Origin of the sequence: Pseudoalteromonas sp. A601 (assembly GCF_002165575.1) — a bacterium.
Taxonomy (GTDB): domain Bacteria; phylum Pseudomonadota; class Gammaproteobacteria; order Enterobacterales; family Alteromonadaceae; genus Pseudoalteromonas.
The window spans coordinates 24,788-47,614 of sequence record NZ_MXQF01000021.1; the positions used below are offsets into that span (position 1 = coordinate 24,788).

The window sequence follows — 22,827 nt, forward strand, 5'->3', positions numbered from 1 at the left end:
AGCGCCTTTTTAGCCATTATTTTTTTATGACACTGGTGTCATATTTAACAAGTTGTAAAAAAAGCTACACTCAAAATATCCAGTTTACGTAAACGTAAAGCGCTGCGATTAGTGAATAATTATTCACCGAAGCGTTTTAGTAACACCAACACAAGGGCCAAGGTTCAACTCAATCACCTGTCTGAAAAACCTAAAAAACACGGACAGTTAGAGTAATCACCCACATTTTAAAATTAAGTCACTTATTGCTAGCAAGTTAATTAATGCATAAATATAAACTTGCCAGTTATTTTTTGCATAGATTACGCATAAATTAGTGTGATTTACTGAGCGTGCTGTGTAACGCACAGGTAAAGCTCGTCATTAAAAGTGTCCGCGGCGGACACTTAATCTGTCCGCGGACACTCTTAGAATTCATCAAAATTAAAAATAACCTTAAAATACAACGACTTGCAAATCGGCATGATATTCGAATAGTAAAGAGTAAGTTTTTAACAGGACACTATTATGTTTACTCTCAGTTTATTTTTAATCTCACCTATTACCATGTTTGCAGTGAGTTTGATGATTTCGTATCTCGAAGATTAAACACAATAAAAATAGGACGCCTCATGATTAAAGATACTAGCGCGCAGGATATTTCTGTAAGCAAGCGCAAAAATTATAAAAAGCCATTAGTGATACTAATCGCGCTATTGGCATTCGTTGCCTTATGTGTAAAGGCATTTATGGGAACGGAGCAAGGTACAATATCAGTAGCTAGAAACACCTTACAAATTGCACCTGTCAGTTTAAAAACTCTAACAAGAGATGTTTCTGCCAGTGGTAAAGTTGTTGCGGCCAATGCACCTAAAGTGTATAGCCCTGAACGTGGTTATGTAGATTTGCACGTCAAAGCCGGTGACAAAGTGAGTGAAAATGCGGTGATTGCAATAGTAGACAGCCCCGAACTTACCAATGAGCTCAAGCAACAACAGTCCGTATTAGCTCGCCTTGAGGGTGAATTACAACGTAAACATTTAGAAGCTAGACGACAAAAACTGAGCTTAACTAAAGCATTGGATCTCGCGCAAGTAGAACTCAACGCCGCAGATAGAGAAAACCGCCGCGCAAAGTTATCAATCGAAAAAAGTTTGATCAGCCAAATTGATTTAGAAAAAGCGGTGGATGATCTCGCCCGTGCAAAGCTCTCGTACAAACATGCCGAGCAAGAAGTTGCGCTTGCTAATGATACACTCGCTTTTGAACTACAAGCCGCAGAGCGTGATCTCACACGCCAACAACTCATTGTTGATGAATTAAACCGTCAAGTTAGCAATTTAACCATCAAAGCAAGTGTAACGGGGATTGTTGGTAATCTTTTAGTGCAACAAAAAGAGGCTGTAACTCAAAGCCAACCTCTAATGACACTGGTTGATTTAAGTAACTTTGAGGCCCAGCTGCAAGTACCTGAAAGCTATGCAAATGAACTTGGCCTCGGGATGGAAGTTGAATTGTTACTAGGTGCAAGAAAGGTAACCGGTACGCTCTCTGCAATTTCGCCAGAGGTAAATAACCGCGAGGTTACAACCCGAGTAAGATTTAATAAAGCACTCTCAGGCATTCGCCAAAACCAGCGATTGACCGCACGCATTCTATTAGAGAACCGTGACAATGTTTTACAAGTACAACGTGGCGCATTTATGCAACAAGGTGGAACCCACGTATACAAAGTCAGCGGTGATACTGCAAAGCGTGTAGATATAACTATCGGTGCAACCAGTATTAATGCCGTTGAGCTAATTGCCGGTGTAGAGCCTGGCGATGAGCTTATCATCTCAAGCTATGACAATTTTAAAAACGCGTCAACATTACTACTTCGCTAGTAAAAGTATGCTGTGTATAAACAGGACAATAAAAAGGACAAACCCATGTTAAAAATGAACAACATTAGTAAAATATACCAAACCGAAATGGTGCAAACTCACGCTTTACGCGACTTCAGCTTACAAGTAGATGAAGGTGAATTCATTGCAGTAACAGGCCCTAGCGGCTCAGGTAAAACCACCTTTTTAAATATTGCGGGCATGTTAGAACCATTTTCTGAAGGTGAGTATTTACTAGACGGTATAGATGTAGGTAAATTAAACGATAATCAACGGGCTGATGTTCGCAATCAAAAAATTGGCTTTATCTTCCAAGGGTTCAATTTAATCCCCGACCTTAATTTATTCGAAAACATTGAAGTACCACTGCGCTACAGAGGCATTAAAGCCAATGAACGTAAACGTCGTATAGAACAATGCCTTGAACAAGTTGGCCTTGCATCACGCGCTAAGCACTTACCACAGCAGTTATCTGGTGGCCAACAACAGCGCGTAGCCATAGCAAGAGCCCTCGCTGGTGAGCCACGTTTTTTACTTGCAGATGAGCCAACGGGTAACCTTGATAGCCTAATGGCACGCCAAGTGATGGAGTTACTTGAGCAAATAAATCGTGACGGCGCCACCATTGTGATGGTGACCCACGACCCTGAACTTGCCCGTCGTGCACCGCGCAATATTCAAGTGGTTGACGGCCAACTGGCTGATTTTACCTTATATCAAGGTACACAAAATCTTAAAAATGCGGCTGGAGTGTAACTTATGCTACTACATTATCTCGATTTAAGTTGGCGCAGCTTCAAGCGCACACCTTTAGTGAGCTTTTTAATGGTACTGGCGATAGCCATTGGTATCGGCATAACCATGACCAGTTTAAGTGTTTATCACATGATGTCGGCAGACCCCATCCCGCATAAGAGCAGTCAATTGTATAATGTACAGCTGCAAACCATGGATGAAGGCCATACTTGGTGGACGGGTGACGATATTCCTATGCAACTGACTTATCAAGATGCAGAAAATTTATACAACGCCCCTATTCCTGACAAAAAAGTGGCCATGATGCGCACGGGCTTTTCGGTGTATTTAGACTCGGATGAAGTGAAGCCGTTTATTAGCAACGCCCGCATGACCACACCTGATTTTTTTAACATGTTTGATGTGTCATTTATTTATGGCGGTGTTTGGAGTGAGCAACAAGAACAATCTGCAGCCCCTGTTGTGGTGATTTCAAAAGAGCTGAACGATAAGTTGTTTGCGGGTGAAAACTCAATTGGTAAGCTAGTTTATCTCGATGACGATAGCTATCAAGTTGTTGGTGTGATTAATGACTGGCCTCTCAACCTTAAATATTATGACTTAAATAACGGGGCTTTTAACAAAGTAGAGGATTTATTTTTACCCTTTAGTTTAATCAAAGCAAAAGAGCTTAATAGCTGGGGCAACAGTAATGGCTGGAAATATGAAAATATCCGAAATTTTGCCGACCGGTTGCAATCTGAACAAGTGTGGATTCAATTTTGGGCACAGCTTGATACAACAGAGCAAAAAACAGCATACGGTAATTACCTCACATCTTACATTGAAGAGCAAAAAAAACGAGGCCGCTTCACCCGCGAAAAGCCTGAATATAGCCTGCGTGATGTAAATCAATGGATGGAGTACAACAATGTGGTCAGTGAAGATAATAAAATACTGGTTGGTCTAAGCTTTATGTTTTTAGCGGTGTGTTTAGCCAATATTTTAGGGCTACTTCTTGCCAAATTTTTACGCCGCGCACCTGAGGTGGGTGTACGCCGAGCACTTGGAGCCAGTAAACGACAAGTTTTTCTACAGCACTTGGTTGAAGTGGCGATGCTTGGTTTTATCGGCGGTTTGCTCGGTATTGTACTTGCACAAGTTGGCCTGCTCGGCGTAAGACAAAGTTACAATTACTACGCTAATCTCGCTACGATGGATTTAACCATGTTATTGAGTGCACCCGTTATCGCGATAACAACATGCATTATTGCTGGACTATACCCTGCATGGCTAGTATGTAAAACCAACCCTGCTATTTATCTTAAGAGCCAATAAGGAGCCACTCATGTTAGAAATAAAACCGATATTTCATGCCCTTTGCCGCTCAAAGGTAGGCGCAGTACTGTTATTGCTCCAAATTGCGATTACCACTGCCATAGTCAGCAATGCCGCATTTATCATTCAAGATAGAATTGCTTTTTTAAATCAAGAAACTGGTTATCCAGAGCAAGACTTGTTTAAGTTCAATGTGATGACTTTTGGTAAAGATGTAGATTTAAGCCAGCAGTTTGAGCTAGATGAGTCTATGTTAAGAGCCCTACCTGGGGTTGAAAGTGCCGCGCAAAGTAGCAGTATTCCTCTATCTGGCAGTGGCAGTGCTTCTAGCTTTAATTTAAAGCCAGCCCCACAAGAAAGTAAAAGTGTGCGCACTGCTTACTTTTTTATTGATGAGCACGGCCTTGACACATACGGCGTAAAATTGATTTCAGGGCGTAATTTTAGTGAAGATGAAGTACTCATCACTAATTCACCGACAGATAGAACAACTAACGTCACTGTCATTACCGAAGCGTTAGCCAATGAGTTATTTCCTGAAAGTGATGCCCTAGGAAAAACCATTTATTTTGGTGACTTGCCACTAAAAGTCATCGGTATCACAGCGCCAATGAAAGGCCCTTGGTTAAAAGACTCTCACCCCAATAATGTTGCGCTTATTCCGTATATTCAAAGCAGAACTTATGCCCAATTTGCTGTAAGAGCAAAGCCCGGACAACGTGCTGCTGTAATGAAAGATATTGAAAGCCTGATGCTTAAAAATTACAGCAAACGCGTAATTAATAATATTAGAGGGCTCGATGAGTTGAAAGATGAATATATGGCTGCGGATAAACTTATGATGCGTATGCTGATTGTGCTTATCACTATTTTAGTGCTGGTAACTGCATTAGGTATCTTTGGTTTAACGCTGTTCAACATCAGCAAGCGAACTAAACAAATAGGCACCCGCCGCGCATTAGGCGCGAGAAAGTCAGCCATTATCAATTACTTTTTAGTTGAAAATGCCTTGATCTGTAGTGTTGGCTTATTTTTAGGTGTAATTGCAGCACTATTACTTGGTCAAATGTTAATGCAACATTTTTCTATTGCTGCTTTACCACCGAGCTATATTGCGATCACTGCTGTTATGGTGTTTTTCATGAGTCTACTTGCAGTATTAGGCCCGGCTAAACGCGCTGCTAATATTTCGCCGAGTATCGCAACTAGAACAATATAAAGCTGCTCCCAACCTATGCTACACTGGGTTAACACGGTGTAGCATTTTCACTGATTACTTAATAAAAATAGTACATAATAAAAACAGCGATTAAACACACATGGAAAAAATACTTATCGTTGATGATAACCCTGCCGTTTTACAGGCCTTATCATTACTGCTCGAGATACATGATTTTGCAGTGGTCACCGCCTCTACCCCATTTGAAGCGCTACAAGTAGTACAATACCAACGTATCTCCTTAGTGATCCAAGATATGAATTTCACCGCTGATACAACTTCAGGTGAAGAGGGCAAAGCGCTCTTTTATCAATTACGCACGATTAACCCCCACCTACCCATTATTTTGATCACCGCATGGACAGAGCTTGAAACTGCAATAGAGTTAGTAAAAGCGGGCGCTGCAGATTACTTACCAAAGCCATGGGATGATGCGAAGCTACTAACTTGCGTGAATAATTTAGTCGAACTGGGTAAAGCAAAACAGCAAAATGCAACCTATGAACGCCACCAGCAAGAGCGCAATGCCAGCTTAAGCAGTGCTGACTTAGTTGGCTTGATTTATAAAAGCACCGCAATGGAAAGTATTTTAACTATGGCTATTCAAGTAGCAAAGTCTGATGCCTCGGTGCTTATCACAGGTCCAAACGGCAGTGGTAAAGAGCGCATAGCCCAAATCATTCAAGCTAACTCTTTACTGAGCACCCAGCCATTTATTACAGTTAATGCAGGCGCCCTGCCCCATGAGCTTATTGAAGCAGAGCTATTTGGCGCAGAGGCCGGCGCTTACACTGGTATCACTAAACAACGAATAGGTCGTTTTGAAGCCGCAGATGGTGGCACCTTATTTTTAGATGAAATTGGTAACCTGCCACTGTCAGGTCAAATGAAACTATTACGTGTATTACAAACAGGTGAATTTGAACGCTTAGGCTCAACTCAAACTCGTAAAGTAAAAGTACGGGTGATTTCTGCCACCAACGAAGATTTACATACAGCTATAAGCGCTGGTAAATTTAGAGAAGATTTATATTATCGGCTCAACGTTATCGAGCTTAACTTGCCCAGCCTCGCTGAAAGACCTGATGATATATTACCACTTGCTCTGCACTTTTTAGATAACCGTGAGCTCACACTCGATACTGAACACGCACTATTAGCGCACAGTTGGCCGGGCAATGTCCGTGAACTTGAAAATGCCTGTAAACGCGCAGCCGTGCTTAAGCCATCGGGTACTATTAACTTATCTGACTTTGCGCTGCAAACCAGCAAAGCGCAAAGTACAACTACGGTGACCTCAACGCAAGAAATCACTAAGCAAGAGATTGAAGACGCGATGCACCGTCATCAAGGTGTAATTGCCAAGGTTGCCAGACAATTTGGTATGAGTCGACAAGCATTATACCGTCGTTTGCAAAAGTTTGAGATTGATTATTAATGACCAGTAACCGCATCAATTTAACTATCACGCAACAGCTGGCCTTAATTAGCGCAGTAGCTGCTTTAGTGCCTGTGTGGTTTATAAGTTGGCTAACCCAACTTTCTTGGCAATGGGTTGTCAGTGTCAGTGCTATTAGCATTTTGATCTGTGGCTATCTAGCCCTGCGATTAGCTAAACCACTCGTTCAAGGTGTACAGTCTTTAGAGACGGGACTGCTCAATTTTAAAGATGGCGAACTGTCGTCACTGCTTGCCTACAAAGCGAATAACGAAGTCGGCAAATTATGCCAACTGTACAACCAAACTGCAAAGCAGTTACGCCAAGAAAAACAGTGGATTTATCAACGTGAATTAATGTTAGATAAAGTATTACAAAGCTCACCGCAAGCGGTTATTTTAAAGAACGATCAAGGCTTTATCGTTTACAGTAACCACAGTGCCAGAGACTTACTCAATGCTAAAAGTTCACTTGAAGGAAGCCAATTTTCAACGTTGTTTGTTGATGCTCATCCGCAGTTAGTTAACGCCCTTGAGCGCGGAGTAGACGGTTTATTTACTCTTGATAATCAGCAACAAGAATCACAAACGTGGCATTTAGCCACTGGCAAACTGTTACTCAACAACCAGTACCATACTTTATACGTGTTTAAACAATTAACCCGCGAATTAAGCCGGCAAGAAGTGGAAGTCTGGAAAAAAGTGATACGTATAATCAGTCACGAGCTTAATAATTCCCTTGGGCCTATGTCCTCCATGTTACACAGTGGAAAAATTCTCAGCGAAAAAGTCGATGAACCAAGACTTAGTCGCGTATTTTCAACAATTGAAGAGCGCATTAAACATTTAAACGAATTTGTTCAAGGATATGGTAAGTTTGCTAAATTACCCACCCCACAACTTACTCGCATTAATTGGCCACAGCTATTAAAACAATTAAAGAATCAATGGGCATTTTGTTTGAATGCACACGCTGATGTAACTACCTATGCCGATCACACACAAATCGAGCAACTGTTAATCAACTTATTGAAAAACGCCCATGAGTCAGAATCAAACATTGAACAGATAAGCGTGAACTTGTCACAAGATGCAAATTGTACGCGAATAACAATTAGCGATCAGGGTAAAGGAATGAGTGAACAAGTGATGGCAAATGCCTTGATCCCATTTTATTCCACCAAAGCGACAGGCAGCGGCTTAGGACTGGCACTATGCCGTGAAATAGTTGAGGCACATCATGGTCAAATTAGCTTACATAATCAGCCTAATGGCGGTCTCAGTGTGCATGTAGTTCTGCCAAATAAGCAATAAAAAAGGCCGCAATTTAGTGCGGCCTTTAAACATTCGCGAGAAGGTTATTCTGCGTCTGCTTCTTTATATTTTGCAGCTGTTTCAGTGATCAATGGTTGTAATTCACCACGTTGAAACATTTCGATGATAATGTCACAACCACCGATTAACTCGCCTTCAACCCATAGTTGTGGGAATGTTGGCCAGTTAGCGTATGCTGGAAGTTCAGCACGGATATCAGGGTTGAGTAAAATATCAACATAAGCAAACGGTTCACCGCATGACATAAGTGCTTGAGATGCTTGTGAAGAAAAACCACAATTTGGTAACTTAGGCGATCCTTTCATATAAAGGATAATTGGATTTTCAGAAATTTGCTGTTTAATTTTATCAATGGTTTCCATCTACAACCTCAAAGTGACGATAGCTGAACATATTCATGGCTTGAAAAATTTTCATTTAGCCTCATATATGTATCTTAAAGTGGGCAAATAAAGCCACAATCGAAATAGTCTTGCATTTGCAACGCTGTTTGGCATTGCTGTTTGCTAAAACTTGAGTAAAATACTCAACAATTATAGTAACACTATAATCCCATTTGGTATAGGTAACTACCCTGTTTGTGCAGGTATTAACTATTACTATTTGGACTATCAACCAAAAGAAGATGGAGATAAAAAATGGCATTTGAACTACCGTCACTACCCTATGCAATTGATGCACTTGAGCCACATATTTCACAAGAAACTTTAGAGTTTCACCATGGTAAGCACCACAACACTTACGTGACTAAACTTAACGGTTTGATCCCTGGTACTGAATTTGAAGGCAAATCACTTGAAGAAATCGTATGTTCTTCAACTGGTGGCGTATTTAACAACGCTGCACAAATTTGGAACCATACTTTCTACTGGAACAGCCTATCTCCAAACGGCGGTGGTGAAGCAACGGGCGCGGTTGCTGATGCTATCAACGCAAAATGGGGTTCATTCGACGCATTTAAAGATGCATTAAATGATAAAGCAGTAAACAACTTCGGTTCAAGCTGGACGTGGTTAGTAAAACTTGCTGATGGCACATTAGACATCGTAAATACGTCTAACGCTGCAACTCCACTTACTGACGAAGGTGTTACACCTATCCTAACTGTTGATTTGTGGGAACACGCTTACTACATTGATTACCGTAACGTGCGTCCAGACTACCTAAAAGGTTTTTGGTCACTTGTTAACTGGGAATTCGCGAACGCAAACTTCGCATAATTAACTTAGCAATTAGTTAAAAATTGATAAAAAGACGCTACGGCGTCTTTTTTTATGCCTGGCATTTATGTGTCACACGCACTCATAACTAAATCTGATCACTGTGAGAATATTTCAATTAAATTCTTAATTTTATTGCGCAAAGAATCAAAATCGTGACTACCCTTAACTTAACCTTTGCTTTTTTCTTTCATTCAAAACTGGTTTTTTTAGCTGGTTTTCGGAGGTTTCTACTATGAGTATATTTGAGCATTATCAATCACGATACGAAGCAGCAAAAGAAGAAGAGTACAGTATCGAAGAATTTCTCGATATTTGTAAAAAAGACAAAGCAGCTTACGCCAGCGCCCCTGAACGATTACTCATGGCTATTGGTGAGCCACAAATGGTTGATACTTCAACCGATGCTCGGTTAAGCCGATTATTTTCCAATCGCGTTGTTGCACGTTACCCCGCCTTTAATGATTTTTATGGTATGGAAGATGCCATAGAACAAATAGTATCTTATCTGAAACACGCCGCACAAGGCTTAGAAGAATGTAAGCAAGTACTGTATTTACTTGGTCCAGTCGGGGGCGGTAAGTCTTCGATTGCTGAAAAGCTAAAGTACTTAATGCAACAGGTACCCATTTATTCAATTAAAGGCTCGCCGGTGAACGATCACCCTTTGGCACTTTTTGATGCTAACGAAGATGCCGAGCTACTAAAGAAAGAATATGGTATTAAACCACGTTATTTAAAAACCATTATGTCCCCATGGGCAACTAAACGACTGCATGAATTTAATGGTGATATTAGCCAGTTTAGAGTTGTAAAACGCTACCCTTCAATTTTAAATCAAATTGCCATTGCAAAAACTGAACCCGGCGATGAAAACAACCAAGATATCTCTGCCCTGGTAGGTAAAGTGGATATTCGTCAGTTGGAGCATTTTGCCCAAAGCGATCCAGATGCTTACGCATATTCAGGCTCATTGTGCCTTGCGAATCAAGGCTTGATGGAATTTGTTGAGATGTTTAAAGCGCCTATTAAAGTGCTGCATCCACTTTTAACAGCAACCCAAGAAGGTAACTACAACGGCACCGAAGGCATCAGTGCCCTGCCCTTCAATGGGATGATTTTAGCCCATTCAAATGAATCAGAATGGCAAACCTTTAAAAATAATAAAAATAACGAAGCATTCTTAGACCGTGTGTATATCGTTAAAGTCCCTTACTGTTTACGTGTCTCTGAAGAAATAAAGATTTATGACAAACTCCTTGAGCACAGTGAGCTCTACAATGCCCCATGTGCGCCAGGGACACTCGAAACATTAGCTAAATTTACCACCTTATCGCGCCTAAAAGAGCCAGAAAATTCAAGCATTTATTCGAAAATGCGAGTCTATGACGGGGAGAGCCTCAAAGACACCGATCCTAAAGCCAAATCATATCAAGAATACCGTGATTATGCCGGCGTAGACGAAGGCATGACTGGGCTGTCTACCCGCTTTGCGTTTAAGATTTTATCTCGGGTATTTAATTTTGACACCCTTGAAGTAGCAGCCAACCCGGTGCATTTATTTTACGTACTTGAACAACAAATAGAACGCGAGCAATTTTCTGCTGATGTTGAAGAGCGCTACCTGAGTCATCTAAAAGGTTACCTTATACCTCAATATGTAGAGTTTATCGGTAAAGAGCTGCAAACCGCATATTTAGAATCATACTCTGAATATGGCCAAAACATTTTCGACCGTTATGTCACTTATGCAGACTTTTGGATTCAAGATCAAGAGTACCGCGACCCTGACACCGGCCAGTTATTTGACCGTGCAGCACTTAACGCTGAGCTTGAAAAAATTGAAAAGCCTGCTGGTATTTCCAACCCGAAAGATTTTAGAAACGAAATAGTGAACTTTGTATTACGAGCACGGGCTCATAATAACGGTAAAAACCCCTTGTGGACCAGTTACGAAAAACTGCGCACCGTGATTGAGAAAAAAATGTTCTCAAATACCGAAGAGTTACTACCGGTTATTTCGTTTAATGCTAAAACATCCGCAGAAGATCAGAAAAAACACGAAGATTTTGTTAACCGTATGGTCGAAAAAGGCTACACCCAAAAACAAGTTCGCTTGCTATCAGAGTGGTACTTACGCGTTCGTAAATCACAGTAGTTAGTGACTGATGTACTTTTAGGGGGTCTCTATGGCGCACTTTATAGACCGTCGCCTGAACGGTAAAAACAAGAGCACGTTAAATCGTCAACGGTTTATCAGGCGTTATAAAAAGCAAATAAAAGAAGCGGTGTCTGATGCGATTAACAAACGCAGTGTGACTGACACAAGCAGCGGAGAAAGCATATCTATTCCGCAACAAGATATTAGTGAGCCTATTTTTCATCAAGGCAAAGGCGGCGATCGTGAGCAAATTCACCCTGGTAACGATCAATTCTCTACCGGTGATAAAATACAACGCCCGCAAGGTGGTGGCGCCGGTGAAGGCGAAGCAAGTGACTCTGGCGAAGGCCAAGATGATTTTGTGTTTTCAATATCAAAAGATGAATACCTAGACTTACTGTTTGAAGACTTAGAACTACCTAATTTACAGCAGAATCAACTTGATAAATTAGTGCAAATGAAAACCCACCGAGCTGGTTTTTGCAGCGATGGTATGCCCAGTAATATTGATATTGTTCGTTCATTACAAGGCTCCCTAGCCAGACGTGTAGCTATGAGCGCCAGCAAGAAACGCCGCTTAAAGGAGCTTAACGAACAACTTGCCATACTGCTCGCAGAAGCACAGCCTGATCTAGCTGCAATAACCTTACTAGAGCAAGAAATTGCGCAATTAGAGCTGCAAATAAAAGCGGTGCCTTTTATAGATAATTACGATTTGCGTTTTCGTAACTATGAAAAACAGCCTCACCCCACCAGCAAAGCCGTGATGTTTTGCATTATGGATGTGTCAGGCTCGATGGATCAAGCGACCAAAGACATGGCTAAGCGGTTTTATATTTTGCTGTATCAGTTTTTAACCCGTAGCTATAAAGATATTGAAGTGGTCTATATTCGCCATCATACCCAAGCAAAAGAGGTGGACGAGCAAGAATTTTTTTACTCCCAAGAAACCGGCGGCACCATTGTTTCAAGTGCGCTGAAGTTAATGAACGAGATTATTAAAGAACGCTACAACGCGTCGCAGTGGAACATATACGCAGCGCAAGCATCCGATGGTGATAATTGGGCTGATGATTCACCCCAATGCTCTGAACTATTACGCAATAAGTTACTTGATGATGTACGGTATTACGCTTATATCGAAATCACCACCCGTGCACACCAAAGTCTTTGGCGAGAATATCAAAACATTTGCCAAAGTCATGACAATTTTGCCATGCAGCATATTAAAACGGTTGGAGACATTTACCCTATTTTCCGCGAGCTATTTAAGAAAAGTCGTCAACATCAGGGTGCAGCGTAAGATTCGCAACGAGGTATTTATATGACCGATAAACGAATAAGTGATGGTCCTGATTGGACATTTGATTTATTACAACAATACCAAGATGAGATTGCTCGCGTTGCCGAGCATTATCGCCTAGATACTTACCCAAACCAAATTGAACTGATCACCGCAGAACAAATGATGGACGCATATTCAAGCGTTGGTATGCCAATTGGTTACAGTCATTGGTCATACGGGAAAAAGTTTATTCAAACCGAGCAAAACTACAAGCGCGGGCAAATGGGCCTTGCCTATGAAATTGTTATTAACTCAGACCCTTGTATTGCCTATTTAATGGAAGAAAACACCCTTCCCATGCAAGCGTTGGTAATGGCTCACGCTTGTTACGGCCATAACTCATTTTTTAAAGGCAATTACTTATTCAAAACATGGACTGATGCCAGCTCTATTATCGACTATTTATTATTTGCCAAAAACTATATCGCGCGCTGTGAAGAAAAGTATGGCATAGATGATGTAGAAAACCTTATTGATTCATGCCACGCCTTAATGAACTACGGCGTTGACAGATATAAACGTCCTCAGCAAATTTCACTTTTTGAGGAGCAAAAGCGCCAGCAAGAGCGTGAAGAATATATGCAATCTCAAGTCAATGAGCTATGGCGTACAATTCCAACACATCAGCAGGAAACAAAAAAGCGAGAGCAACACTTTCCTTCAGAGCCACAAGAAAACATTTTGTATTTCATTGAGAAAAACGCGCCATTATTAGAGTCATGGCAGCGGGAAATTATTCGTATTGTACGCAAAATATCGCAATACTTTTACCCGCAAAAGCAAACTCAAGTCATGAACGAAGGTTGGGCGACATTTTGGCATTACACTATTTTGAATCACTTATATGATGAAGGTAAGCTTACAGATTCATTTATGTTGGAATTTTTGCAAAGCCATACCAATGTGGTTTATCAACCGCCCTATAACAGCCAGTATTACTCAGGTATTAATCCCTATGCACTTGGCTTTAATATGATGGTTGATATTCGCCGCATTTGTGAGAACCCCACAGAAGAGGATAAACAATGGTTTCCTGAATATGCCGGAAGTAATTGGCTGGATACGCTGCATTTTGCAATGCAGAACTTTAAAGATGAAAGCTTTATTAGCCAGTTTTTATCTCCTAAACTGATTCGAGATTTTAAACTCTTTACCATTATTGATCATGAAAAATACCCGACCTTAGAAGTGGGCGCGATACATGATGACAGTGGCTATCACAAAGTGCGTGAAGCATTATCTGCACAATATAATTTGAGTAATCTTGAACCAAATATACAGGTTTATGATGTAGATGTTCGTGGTGATCGCTCATTAACTCTGCGCTATGTTCCACATAAAAACATTCCGCTAGCAAAATCGCAAGATGAAGTGTTGAAACACCTTTATAGACTATGGGGATTTAAAGTTAAATTAGAGCAGCAATCAGGAACTGGTGATGTGAGCATCCTTGGCCAGTGCCCGTTAGATGACTCGAGACACAGCACAGAATAAAAATGACGCCAATGCGTCATTTTTCTTTATAAATTTTTGTAATCAGTAATGCAGTTTCGGCCATTATCTTTAGACGCATATAGAGCTTTGTCAGCGGCTTCAATCCACTTTTCATAACGTTCAAAACTCTCATCAAAACTAGCATAGCCAATACTCACCGTCATTTTGATTTGTTGTCCATCAAAGTAAACAGATGAGTTTTCAATTAAGCTACGCAGCCTTTCGGCAAAAGTCTCAGCACCTACTTTATCACTATCAAGTAGAACTACAGCGAACTCTTCGCCACCATAACGTCCTGCTATATCGGTTTCTCTGAGGGTTTTACGTAGTAAGTCTGCAATATGGCGTAATGCTTCATCGCCGCAGCGGTGACCATATTCATCATTGATTTTCTTAAAGTGATCGATATCAAACATCAATAAAGTACATATACCTGAATTGCGTTTTATGCGTAGAAACTCTTGCCGTAATGTGTTCTCCCAATGGCCGCGGTTATTCAGTTGGGTTAATGCATCGGTTTGGCTCATTTGTTCAAGCTTGCGGTTAACCTCTTCTAACTCTTTTTTATTTACCGCTTCATCCGTTACATCATAAAGAATGACGCAAATATGGCTTACCTCCCCCATGGTATTTGAAAGTGGAATAAAAGTCGCATTTTGATACATATGATCCGCTTTACCTGTGATTGGCCGGTAGTTTTTGAAGCGAAAAATATACGGCTGTTGCTCCCAAATAGTGAATGAGCGATTCTTTAAAATAAATACGGATTCTGACTTACTACGGAACCACTTTTCATCGATAGAGGGAAATAAATCAAATAAATCTTTATCTTTGACCGCACTCGGCAACATACCCGAGTGATTTTCCATAAAGCCATTCCAAATACACACTTTATAGTCACGGTCGAGCACCACTAAACCGACATCGACGGTGTTAAACATATCCATTAACCAATGGATTTCATTCATGTTAAAATCAGCTGCTGGCATAATGTTAGTCTTCTAGTAGGTAAGCAACTTTGTATTTCAAAGTTTTAAGTGAATCTTCGGTAAATAACAGCATAAGGTCACAGTTAATATTGTGATTTTCAATACCGTAGCTTATCTCTATTGCTAAAGTACGTTGCCAGCGGGATTTATTCGCCCTTACTAAATCTGATACATCACAATGTTGGCCTAATACTACGGGGTGGCCTTGGCTAAATGTCATGTCTAATTGGCGCGATAACCCCGTTAAAATGGCGCCAATTAAGATATTACTGATATCCATTAATAGCTCAAGCTCAACTTTATTATTTAGCTCACCTTGGTAATTCATTAGTGAAGCAATTTCTTTAAAGCTTGAATCATTTAATAATAAAAGAGCTTCCCCTGAAACACCACCACCAATAAAGCCTTGACATACACCCGATGTTGAGGCATTTGCATCGATTGAGCGCAGCGCCATATCGAGCTCATTAACTTCAAGGATATTCACATTAGGAATAGGCAGCTCAACGAATACATTAAGAAGACGGGCAAGCAAGTCCCCTGCTTGTCCCATAGCGACGTTCGTTAGTTCTTGATAGATATCTCTTACATCCGGGTCAACCTGCTCACCAAGCTGATGAGCAAGGCGCTCTCGCATCGCTTTATCTTTAATACCGTGATGCTCAATGATGTCGGCAAGTTTTTGCGCGTCGCAAGGCTTTTGAATAAAATCAATGGCCCCTAAGTCAAGCACGCGTTGGTGTGCGTTAGGCTGAATATCACCTGAAACAACGACCGTTAATACCGACAGAGATTGCTGCTGAATAGCTTGCAGTACTTCGTAGCCATCCATTTGCGGCATGTTTAAGTCAAGAAACAGTATTTCTGGCTGAATCGCTTTAATTTGTCCAATACAGTGAACACCATCCTCGGCAAACTCAACTTTGATATCCCAATCATCAGGTAACGAACGTGCCAATTGGCGTCGCGCTAGCTTTGAGTCATCACAAATTAGTACCGATGTTGACATAACTTCTCTCTGTTGTTTCAGTTGTATAAGGCAAAGCCTACAACTTTTCTTTATTATTATTTGTCAGCTAATAAACATTTATTACTGCATTATGTTAATCAATGTAACCTAGATTTACAATTTTAAATTAGCGTAAACCTTGGTGCACTGTGTTGATTATAATACACTGAGTGCAATTGCGTTAATTCTAAAGGAAATACCTTATGCTTCGTTTAATCACTTTTGCGTTATGTACGTTTTGTTCAGCGACTTTTGCGGCTAATATAGCTGAAAATAGCTTAGATGCAGGTAAAGTTTCTGCTCAGTCAAAGCCAATTACACTACTTGGTACTGGGGTTGAAGTTTCGCAACAAGCGCCTAATTTTAAAGTTGTCAATGACTCTTTCTCACCAATAACATTAAATGACTATAAAGGTCAGGCTGTACTCATTAGTGTAGTGCCAAGCCTAGATACTGGAGTGTGTAGTATTCAAACTAAACATTTCAACGAAAAAGTGGCCGAGAAGTTTCCAAATATAGTGATGCTTACTATCAGTGTGGATTTACCGTTTGCACAAAAGCGTTTTTGCAAAGCCGAGAATATAGATAAAATTACCGCTTTATCTGATTCAGTATGGCGTGACTTTGGTCAAAATTATGGCTTGATCATTAAAGATATGGGGCTTCTTACCCGTGCTGTATTTGTTTTAAACAGTGAACATAAAATTGTGTATAAGCAATTAGTAGATGATTTATCGAAAGAGCCTAACTATGAGCCTATCATTAGCGCGATGAATGCGCTTTGAGCCATGACTTGTTAAATAGTAGTGATAAAAAACCGCCAAATTTGGCGGTTTTTTAGTCCTATCAAGCACAAATTAGCCTAATAGTTCACCAAGCTGTTGGCTTACCGCTTCAACAGCTTGGGTGCCATCTAGCTTGTGGTATTGCGTATTACCCGCTTTTGCTTCAGCTTGATAATAATCAACCAGTGGCATTGTTTGCTCATGGTAAATACCTAAACGTTTACGTACAGTTTCTTCTGTATCATCGGCGCGGATAATTAAATCTTCACCGGTTACGTCATCTTTACCTTCCACTTTTGGCGGATTATAAACAACGTGGTAAACGCGACCAGAGCCTGGATGAACACGACGTCCGCCCATACGCTCAACAATGATTTCATCAGCTACGTCAAACTCGATAACATGATCAACCACTACGCCATTTTCTTTCATCGCGTCAGCTTGAGGGATCGTACGAGGGAAACCATCTAATAGGAAGCCTTTTTCACAGTCATCTTTGGCGATGCGCTCTTTTACTAGACCAATGATGATGTCATCAGAGATTAACTGACCCGCATCCATTACTTTTTTAGCTTCTAAACCCAGTGGTGTGCCTTCTTTAATCGCTGCACGTAACATATCACCAGTAGAGATTTGCGGAATACCGTATTTGTCCATCAAAAACTGAGCTTGAGTGCCTTTACCTGCACCCGGCGCGCCCAAAAGAATAATGCGCATATCATTGTCCTCGGTTGATACCAAACTGAAAAAGCAGTTCAGTAATATTTATTTTTAAAGCCTGAATTCTTCCATAAGCGCTACAGATACTCAAGCAACTTATACTAATTAACTAGCCGTAGAATGCAAAAAAGGGACTTTCGCCCCTTTTTCAATCAAATGCCTAATTTAGCAATTACTTGCTCATATCTAGCATTAATTTATTCAAGCGTGTCACAAAACCCGCTGGGTCTTTTAATGTACCACGCTCAGCAAGCAATGCTTGGTCAAGCAGTACATGTGACCACTGGCCAAATTTATCTTCATCTTGCTCAACATTTAAATGCTTAACAAGTTGATGCTCAGGGTTTAGCTCAAAAATTGGTTTTGCTTCAGGAGCAGCTTGACCTACTGATTCCATTAGCTTTTGCATTTGTGAACTCATGTCGTTTTCATCTGCAACTACACATGCTGGTGAGTCTGTTAAGCGATGTGTGAAGCGTACGTCTTTCACACTATCACCCAGTGCTGTTTTAATACGTTCAACTAAGCCTTCTACTTCTTTCTCTGACTCTTCTTGCGCTTTCTTCGTTTCTTCATCATCCAAGTTACCTAGGTCAAGATCGCCTCGGGTAATTGATTTGAACGGTTTTTCTGAAAACTCTGTTAAGTGGCTCATCATCCACTCATCAACACGGTCACTCATTAATAATACTTCGATACCTTTCTTACGGAAGATCTCTAAGTGTGGTGAGCTTTTAGCTGCGGTGAATGAATCAGCAACAACATAGTAAATCGCATCTTGCTCTTCGTTCATACGCTCAATGTATTGCTCTAATGAAACGTTTTGAGCTTCTTCATCTGTGTGCGTTGAAGAAAAACGTAGTAATTTAGCAATCGCTTCTTTGTTGGTCGCATCTTCAGCTGGACCTTCTTTCATTACTTGACCAAATTCATTCCAAAATGTTTGGTAATCATCGGCTTTGTTTTTCGCCATACGTTCAAGCATTTTTAAAATACGTGAAGTACACCCTTTTCGAATAGCTTGTGTCACTTTGTTATCTTGTAAGATTTCACGCGATACATTCAGCGGTAAATCGTTTGAATCTAGTAAACCTTTTACGAAGCGTAAGTAGCTTGGCATAAACTGCTCAGCGTCATCCATTACAAATACACGTTGTACGTAAAGTTTTAAGCCACTTTGACGCTCACGGTTCCATAAATCGAAAGGCGCTTTTTTAGGGATATAAAGCAGGCTTGTGTACTCAGTCTTACCTTCAACTTTATTGTGACCCCAGCTTAGCGGCTCTTCCCAGTCATGGCTTACGTGCTTATAGAACTCTTTGTATTCATCTTCTGATATTTCAGACTTATCACGCGTCCAAAGTGCTGTAGCGCGGTTAATGCTTTCCCACTCACCTGGAACAGCTGGGATTTTCTCACCATCTTCGCCTTCAGACTCAGGTACTTCTTCTTTGTACATTTGTACAGGTGTAGAAATATGATCTGAATATTTGGTGACGATGCTACGCAAGCGCCAATCATCAGCAAACTCTGCTTCGTCTTCACGAAGGTGCAGAATAATGTCTGTACCACGGCCTTCTTTTTCAATCTCTTCTAGGGTGTATTCGCCTTCACCTTGTGATTGCCATTCAACACCTTTTTCTTCGCCTGCTTTACGAGTGCGAACTGTTACTAAGTCAGCTACGATAAAGGCTGAATAAAAACCAACACCAAATTGACCAATTAACTGTGAATCTTTGCTTTGGTCACCAGTTAGATTTTTGAAAAACTCAGCAGTGCCTGATTTTGCAATAGTACCCAGTGAGCTGATAACTTCGTCACGGGTCATACCGATACCGTTATCTGAAATTGTCACTGTTTTTGCATCTTTATCAGCACTGATACGAACACGTAAATCCGCATCACCTTGGTATAAGTCACCATTTGAAAGCGCTAAAAAGCGTAACTTGTCAGCCGCATCTGAGGCATTCGACACAAGCTCACGTAAAAATATTTCTTTATTTGAATAAAGCGAATGGATCATTAGGTTTAATAAGCGACCTGTATCTGACCCAAACTCATGTTTTGTGATGTTTTTTTCTTCTGACATAATATTACCCTATACTTTCTGGTACACAAGTTGGTACACAATCAAATTTGCTCTAGTAGCATGGCTTAGAATATTGTGTCCATAGTCGAACAATTCAAGAGTAAAAAAAGAATAAATTTGGGCTTCCATTTTAACCATTACCAAAGCTGCAAGTCTGTTTACATTCATTTGCAAAAGAAATTAAATAATGTTATTCACAGGAAAAATTACGGAGTGAAATTTCACAAATTAAAATTGCTGCTTTCGAATATGAGCGAATTAAAAATGAACTGAAAGAGGAGATGCTTTTTTCTCTATAAACGATAAGTCTAAAATAATTGACGCTAATGAACGTTTTTGTACTGTATTAGGGTATTCATATGAAGAAATAGTTAATCGCTCTTTTGATGAAATCTTATTAAAAAATCAGTGAATAAAAAACATAGTAAGGCGATTTGAGTTTAGTTTAGACGGTGTTATTTTAGATGCAAATGATAAATTCTTGAATGGTGTGAAATATAGCCGAGCTCAACTAGTTGGTAAACACCATGAGATTTTTTCTCGCCTAATGAAGTTAACTCAGAAAAACATAAGAATTTTTGGTTAAAATTAAAACAGGGAGAGTTTGTTTCTGGGAGATCTAAGCGGTTTGATAGTAGATGGAAATATTTTGTGGTTAGAGGCTTCATGTAACCCAGTTCATGACGATACAGGTGAATTATATAAAGTAATCAAATTTGCTACTGTTATAACAGAAAAAATGAACAGAGAAATTGGAAAAACCTCTGAGATAGCCTTTAATATTTCGCGAAAAACAGATGAAAATGCAGATTTAGGTCTCAATGTCATTGGTATTACCATTGAAAAAGTCACGACTCTATCTGAGGGTTTAGTGTAGTAGCTGATGAGGTACGCAACTTAGCTGCTCGAACAAGTGTTGCAACTTAACAAATTATTGAAGTTGTAAATGAAAATAGAAATTTGACTCAAAAAGCCATCACTGCAATCAATGGTAGCTTAGTACTAGCTAAAGATACTCTTTCACTCTCAAATAATGCGGGAGCCGTAATGCATGATATCCAAACGGGAGCTAAAGAAATAGTTTTGACTATCAGCCAAGTGGGTTTTATGCATGGATAAAATTATGTGAGCACGTGTGTAAGCGCAAACAACAACAGCAAATGTTAGATACTCAGGTCAAAGCCGTATTTGTTGACAGTGAAGAGCGAGACGGTGCGAGACGTATCCAAGTCGAGCTGGCGGGAGCAAGGGAATAAACATGATGTAAAAACCATCAACAGAAGCATGGGACGTCAGGGTTTAGTAGCTAAAGCAGCTCGTAAATTCAAGTCGACCACCGACAGTAAACACAATTTACCTGTGGCCTCTAATTTACTTGAGCAGAACTTTACCGCCGATAAGCCTAATCAAAAATGGGCAGGTGATATCACGTATCTAATGACCAGCGAAGGATGGCTTTACCTCGCTGTGATTATCGACCTGTACTCGCGCTCAGTGATTGGTTGGTCAATGAGTACACGCATGACATCATCTTTGGTGTGTGACGCCCTGCAAATGGCTATCTGGCGCCGAGGTAGACCTAAAGATGTCATTGTACATAGTGATAGAGGCAGCCAATATGCTTCCCATGCTTATCGTGATTTATTAAGCGAACATCATTTAATGCAAAGTATGAGTCGTAAAGGCAACTGCTGGGATAATGCGTGTTTGGAAAGCTTCTGCCATTCACTCAAGGTCGAAGCCATCCAATATGAGCCTATTATGAACCGAGAAACCATGAGGCAGCATGTATTTGAATATATAGAAATTGATTACAACAAAAAGAGAAGGCATAGTGCGTTAGCTAAAGTATCCCCAGAATTAACCTTTATATATCAATGAACTAATAGTATTAAAAAATGTGGAATGTGAGGGAACATTCATGGTGTTTTGTGATCTTATGAATCGCCAAAAACAACAGAACTAAACACCATGAATGCGTCTACTATTTTGCACAATATGCTCCGCGCTGTCACTCCTAACTCTATCCATAAAGCCAGATTTAATACTCTAGTCGCTGCCGTTAAATCTCTTTTGCACTGTCAGCAATGCACCTTGACGTCTATCGGCCGCAACTTGGATTCAAAAACAACTGAAAAACATGATATTAAACGTATTGATCGACTACTCAGTAACCACGAGCTTTTACGTGAATCGACATCGGTTTATGTTCGCTTAAGCCGTTTTGTGGTCACTGAAAAGCATCCCGTCATCTTGGTTGATTGGAGTCATGCAGATACACAAACCAAATACTGTATTCTGCGTGCTAGCATTGTCAATGAAGGTCGCTCTTTGACCTTATATCAAGAAAGTGCATTCAGCTTTCAATATCATTGCCCAAAAGTACAAAAACGGTTCTTAAAGATGCTCAAACTGATCTTGCCGAGTGATTGCCGCCCCGTCATTGTGACGGATGCGGGCTTTAAAGTCCCCTGGCTCAAAGCCGTGCGAAACAATAGCTGGCACTATATCAGCCGGGTTCGAGGTACGGCACACTTGAAAACGCAGGACAGTGATGAGTTTATTCCATGCCAGTCACTCTTCAAGAACAATCAACGTAAGAGTCAGTATCTTGGCGCGACCGAGCTGACCAAAAGTGCAAAATATCAAACGCATGCAGTGTTGGTTGGCAAGAGTCATAAGTTATTAAAAAGAGATAAAGAACGCGGTTATAAAGAGCCTTGGCTACTCGTTTCTTCACTTCCAAAAAGGCACCACTTTCTCGAAAAAGTGCTCAAGCTATATGGTATGAGAATGCAGATAGAGGCAGGGTTCCGAGACCAAAAAAGTGTAAGGTTCGGTTTAGGCTCAGATCTGAATAGAACGAACAAACTCAATCGATTAGACATACTTTTACTGCTTGCCACACTGGCGCATTGGTTCTCAATGATGCTGGGTGCAGTGATAGACAAAGCAGGAAAGACAGGGGCTTTTCAAGCTAACTCAACCAAAAACAGGCGAGTAGTGTCATGGGCATTTGTTGGGCTGCGATACTTCAAAAAACAGTCCTTTAAACGTAAGCGTCTAGCAAAATGCACCTGCAAGTA

General features: G+C 40.6%; 19 protein-coding genes and 2 pseudogenes. 16 read left to right on the forward strand and 5 right to left on the reverse strand.

What is annotated here, in order from left to right; genetic code table 11:
- Positions 1–611: 611 nt before the first annotated feature.
- From B5G52_RS16090 to B5G52_RS16115, 6 genes are all read left to right on the forward strand, one after another.
- Positions 612–1,865, forward strand: coding sequence for an efflux RND transporter periplasmic adaptor subunit (locus B5G52_RS16090; RefSeq protein WP_087533668.1), 1,254 nt, complete (start codon positions 612–614; stop codon positions 1,863–1,865).
- 45 nt (positions 1,866–1,910) lie between these two features.
- The gene (locus B5G52_RS16095) at positions 1,911–2,621 is read left to right on the forward strand and encodes an ABC transporter ATP-binding protein (RefSeq protein ID WP_087533669.1); all 711 of its coding nucleotides are present in this window, start codon (positions 1,911–1,913) and stop codon (positions 2,619–2,621) included.
- A gap of 3 nt (positions 2,622–2,624) precedes the next feature.
- Positions 2,625–3,938, forward strand: coding sequence for an ABC transporter permease (locus tag B5G52_RS16100; RefSeq protein ID WP_087533670.1), 1,314 nt, complete (start codon positions 2,625–2,627; stop codon positions 3,936–3,938).
- A gap of 10 nt (positions 3,939–3,948) precedes the next feature.
- Positions 3,949–5,157: an ABC transporter permease gene (locus B5G52_RS16105; RefSeq protein WP_087533671.1), complete on the forward strand. Its 1,209-nt coding sequence runs from the start codon at positions 3,949–3,951 to the stop codon at positions 5,155–5,157.
- A gap of 100 nt (positions 5,158–5,257) precedes the next feature.
- The gene (locus tag B5G52_RS16110) at positions 5,258–6,595 is read left to right on the forward strand and encodes a sigma-54 dependent transcriptional regulator (protein ID WP_087533672.1); all 1,338 of its coding nucleotides are present in this window, start codon (positions 5,258–5,260) and stop codon (positions 6,593–6,595) included.
- Positions 6,595–7,908 carry a PAS domain-containing sensor histidine kinase gene (locus B5G52_RS16115; protein WP_087533673.1) on the forward strand — a complete coding sequence of 438 codons (1,314 nt, stop codon included), beginning with the start codon at positions 6,595–6,597 and terminating at the stop codon, positions 7,906–7,908. The genes B5G52_RS16110 and B5G52_RS16115 overlap by 1 nt, the downstream gene beginning before the upstream one ends.
- Before the next feature lie 44 nt (positions 7,909–7,952).
- Here B5G52_RS16115 and B5G52_RS16120 read toward each other — a convergent pair whose 3' ends face one another.
- The gene (locus tag B5G52_RS16120; protein WP_016709200.1) at positions 7,953–8,291 is read right to left on the reverse strand and encodes a Grx4 family monothiol glutaredoxin; all 339 of its coding nucleotides are present in this window, start codon (positions 8,289–8,291) and stop codon (positions 7,953–7,955) included.
- A 276-nt stretch (positions 8,292–8,567) separates the two neighbouring features.
- Here B5G52_RS16120 and B5G52_RS16125 point away from each other — a divergent pair, with 276 nt between their 5' ends.
- The 4 genes from B5G52_RS16125 to B5G52_RS16140 all read left to right on the forward strand — a co-directional run bounded on the left by B5G52_RS16125 (position 8,568) and on the right by B5G52_RS16140 (position 14,149).
- The gene (locus B5G52_RS16125; RefSeq protein ID WP_087533674.1) at positions 8,568–9,149 is read left to right on the forward strand and encodes a superoxide dismutase; all 582 of its coding nucleotides are present in this window, start codon (positions 8,568–8,570) and stop codon (positions 9,147–9,149) included.
- Positions 9,150–9,384: 235 nt separating this feature from the next.
- Positions 9,385–11,307, forward strand: a complete 1,923-nt coding sequence (locus tag B5G52_RS16130; RefSeq protein WP_087533675.1) for a PrkA family serine protein kinase — start codon at positions 9,385–9,387, stop codon at positions 11,305–11,307.
- Positions 11,308–11,338: 31 nt separating this feature from the next.
- Positions 11,339–12,613 carry a YeaH/YhbH family protein gene (locus B5G52_RS16135; protein WP_087533676.1) on the forward strand — a complete coding sequence of 425 codons (1,275 nt, stop codon included), beginning with the start codon at positions 11,339–11,341 and terminating at the stop codon, positions 12,611–12,613.
- 21 nt (positions 12,614–12,634) lie between these two features.
- The gene (locus B5G52_RS16140; RefSeq protein ID WP_087533677.1) at positions 12,635–14,149 is read left to right on the forward strand and encodes a SpoVR family protein; all 1,515 of its coding nucleotides are present in this window, start codon (positions 12,635–12,637) and stop codon (positions 14,147–14,149) included.
- A 26-nt stretch (positions 14,150–14,175) separates the two neighbouring features.
- Here B5G52_RS16140 and B5G52_RS16145 read toward each other — a convergent pair whose 3' ends face one another.
- Positions 14,176–15,138, reverse strand: a complete 963-nt coding sequence (locus B5G52_RS16145) for a diguanylate cyclase (protein WP_087533678.1) — start codon at positions 15,136–15,138, stop codon at positions 14,176–14,178.
- A gap of 4 nt (positions 15,139–15,142) precedes the next feature.
- Positions 15,143–16,147 carry a response regulator gene (locus B5G52_RS16150; RefSeq protein WP_087533679.1) on the reverse strand — a complete coding sequence of 335 codons (1,005 nt, stop codon included), beginning with the start codon at positions 16,145–16,147 and terminating at the stop codon, positions 15,143–15,145.
- Between the two features lie 203 nt (positions 16,148–16,350).
- Here B5G52_RS16150 and tpx point away from each other — a divergent pair, with 203 nt between their 5' ends.
- Positions 16,351–16,932, forward strand: coding sequence for a thiol peroxidase (tpx, locus tag B5G52_RS16155; protein WP_087533680.1), 582 nt, complete (start codon positions 16,351–16,353; stop codon positions 16,930–16,932).
- 72 nt (positions 16,933–17,004) lie between these two features.
- On the opposite strand, the gene adk is transcribed toward tpx, so the two are convergent.
- Both adk and htpG read right to left on the reverse strand, forming a co-directional pair.
- Positions 17,005–17,649: an adenylate kinase gene (adk, locus tag B5G52_RS16160; protein ID WP_087533681.1), complete on the reverse strand. Its 645-nt coding sequence runs from the start codon at positions 17,647–17,649 to the stop codon at positions 17,005–17,007.
- 175 nt (positions 17,650–17,824) lie between these two features.
- Positions 17,825–19,741: a molecular chaperone HtpG gene (gene htpG, locus B5G52_RS16165; RefSeq protein WP_087533682.1), complete on the reverse strand. Its 1,917-nt coding sequence runs from the start codon at positions 19,739–19,741 to the stop codon at positions 17,825–17,827.
- Positions 19,742–20,033: 292 nt separating this feature from the next.
- On the opposite strand from htpG, the pseudogene B5G52_RS22555 reads away from it, so the two are divergent.
- From B5G52_RS22555 to B5G52_RS16185, 5 genes and pseudogenes are all read left to right on the forward strand, one after another.
- A pseudogene (locus B5G52_RS22555) lies at positions 20,034–20,153 on the forward strand (PAS domain-containing protein); the annotation flags it as partial.
- 216 nt (positions 20,154–20,369) lie between these two features.
- A complete protein-coding gene (locus B5G52_RS16175; RefSeq protein ID WP_140394340.1) occupies positions 20,370–20,618 on the forward strand; it encodes a PAS domain-containing protein in 249 nt (82 codons plus the stop codon).
- A gap of 83 nt (positions 20,619–20,701) precedes the next feature.
- Positions 20,702–20,860: a hypothetical protein gene (locus B5G52_RS22095; RefSeq protein WP_176372567.1), complete on the forward strand. Its 159-nt coding sequence runs from the start codon at positions 20,702–20,704 to the stop codon at positions 20,858–20,860.
- A 47-nt stretch (positions 20,861–20,907) separates the two neighbouring features.
- A pseudogene (locus B5G52_RS16180) lies at positions 20,908–21,622 on the forward strand (IS3 family transposase); the annotation flags it as partial.
- A gap of 90 nt (positions 21,623–21,712) precedes the next feature.
- A partial coding sequence (locus B5G52_RS16185; protein ID WP_087533684.1) for an IS4 family transposase occupies positions 21,713–22,827 on the forward strand: 1,115 nt, incomplete at its 3' end.

Coding starts and splice junctions, on each gene's coding strand:
- B5G52_RS16130 (WP_087533675.1), top strand. CDS start 9,385: ATGAGTATATTTGAGCATTATCAATCACGATACGAAGCAGCAAAAGAA.
- B5G52_RS16110 (WP_087533672.1), top strand. CDS start 5,258: ATGGAAAAAATACTTATCGTTGATGATAACCCTGCCGTTTTACAGGCC.
- htpG (WP_087533682.1), bottom strand. CDS start 19,741: ATGTCAGAAGAAAAAAACATCACAAAACATGAGTTTGGGTCAGATACA.
- B5G52_RS16135 (WP_087533676.1), top strand. CDS start 11,339: ATGGCGCACTTTATAGACCGTCGCCTGAACGGTAAAAACAAGAGCACG.
- B5G52_RS16095 (WP_087533669.1), top strand. CDS start 1,911: ATGTTAAAAATGAACAACATTAGTAAAATATACCAAACCGAAATGGTG.
- adk (WP_087533681.1), bottom strand. CDS start 17,649: ATGCGCATTATTCTTTTGGGCGCGCCGGGTGCAGGTAAAGGCACTCAA.
- B5G52_RS16100 (WP_087533670.1), top strand. CDS start 2,625: ATGCTACTACATTATCTCGATTTAAGTTGGCGCAGCTTCAAGCGCACA.
- B5G52_RS16120 (WP_016709200.1), bottom strand. CDS start 8,291: ATGGAAACCATTGATAAAATTAAACAGCAAATTTCTGAAAATCCAATT.
- B5G52_RS16090 (WP_087533668.1), top strand. CDS start 612: ATGATTAAAGATACTAGCGCGCAGGATATTTCTGTAAGCAAGCGCAAA.
- B5G52_RS16140 (WP_087533677.1), top strand. CDS start 12,635: ATGACCGATAAACGAATAAGTGATGGTCCTGATTGGACATTTGATTTA.
- tpx (WP_087533680.1), top strand. CDS start 16,351: ATGCTTCGTTTAATCACTTTTGCGTTATGTACGTTTTGTTCAGCGACT.
- B5G52_RS16115 (WP_087533673.1), top strand. CDS start 6,595: ATGACCAGTAACCGCATCAATTTAACTATCACGCAACAGCTGGCCTTA.
- B5G52_RS16105 (WP_087533671.1), top strand. CDS start 3,949: ATGTTAGAAATAAAACCGATATTTCATGCCCTTTGCCGCTCAAAGGTA.
- B5G52_RS16150 (WP_087533679.1), bottom strand. CDS start 16,147: ATGTCAACATCGGTACTAATTTGTGATGACTCAAAGCTAGCGCGACGC.
- B5G52_RS16125 (WP_087533674.1), top strand. CDS start 8,568: ATGGCATTTGAACTACCGTCACTACCCTATGCAATTGATGCACTTGAG.
- B5G52_RS16145 (WP_087533678.1), bottom strand. CDS start 15,138: ATGCCAGCAGCTGATTTTAACATGAATGAAATCCATTGGTTAATGGAT.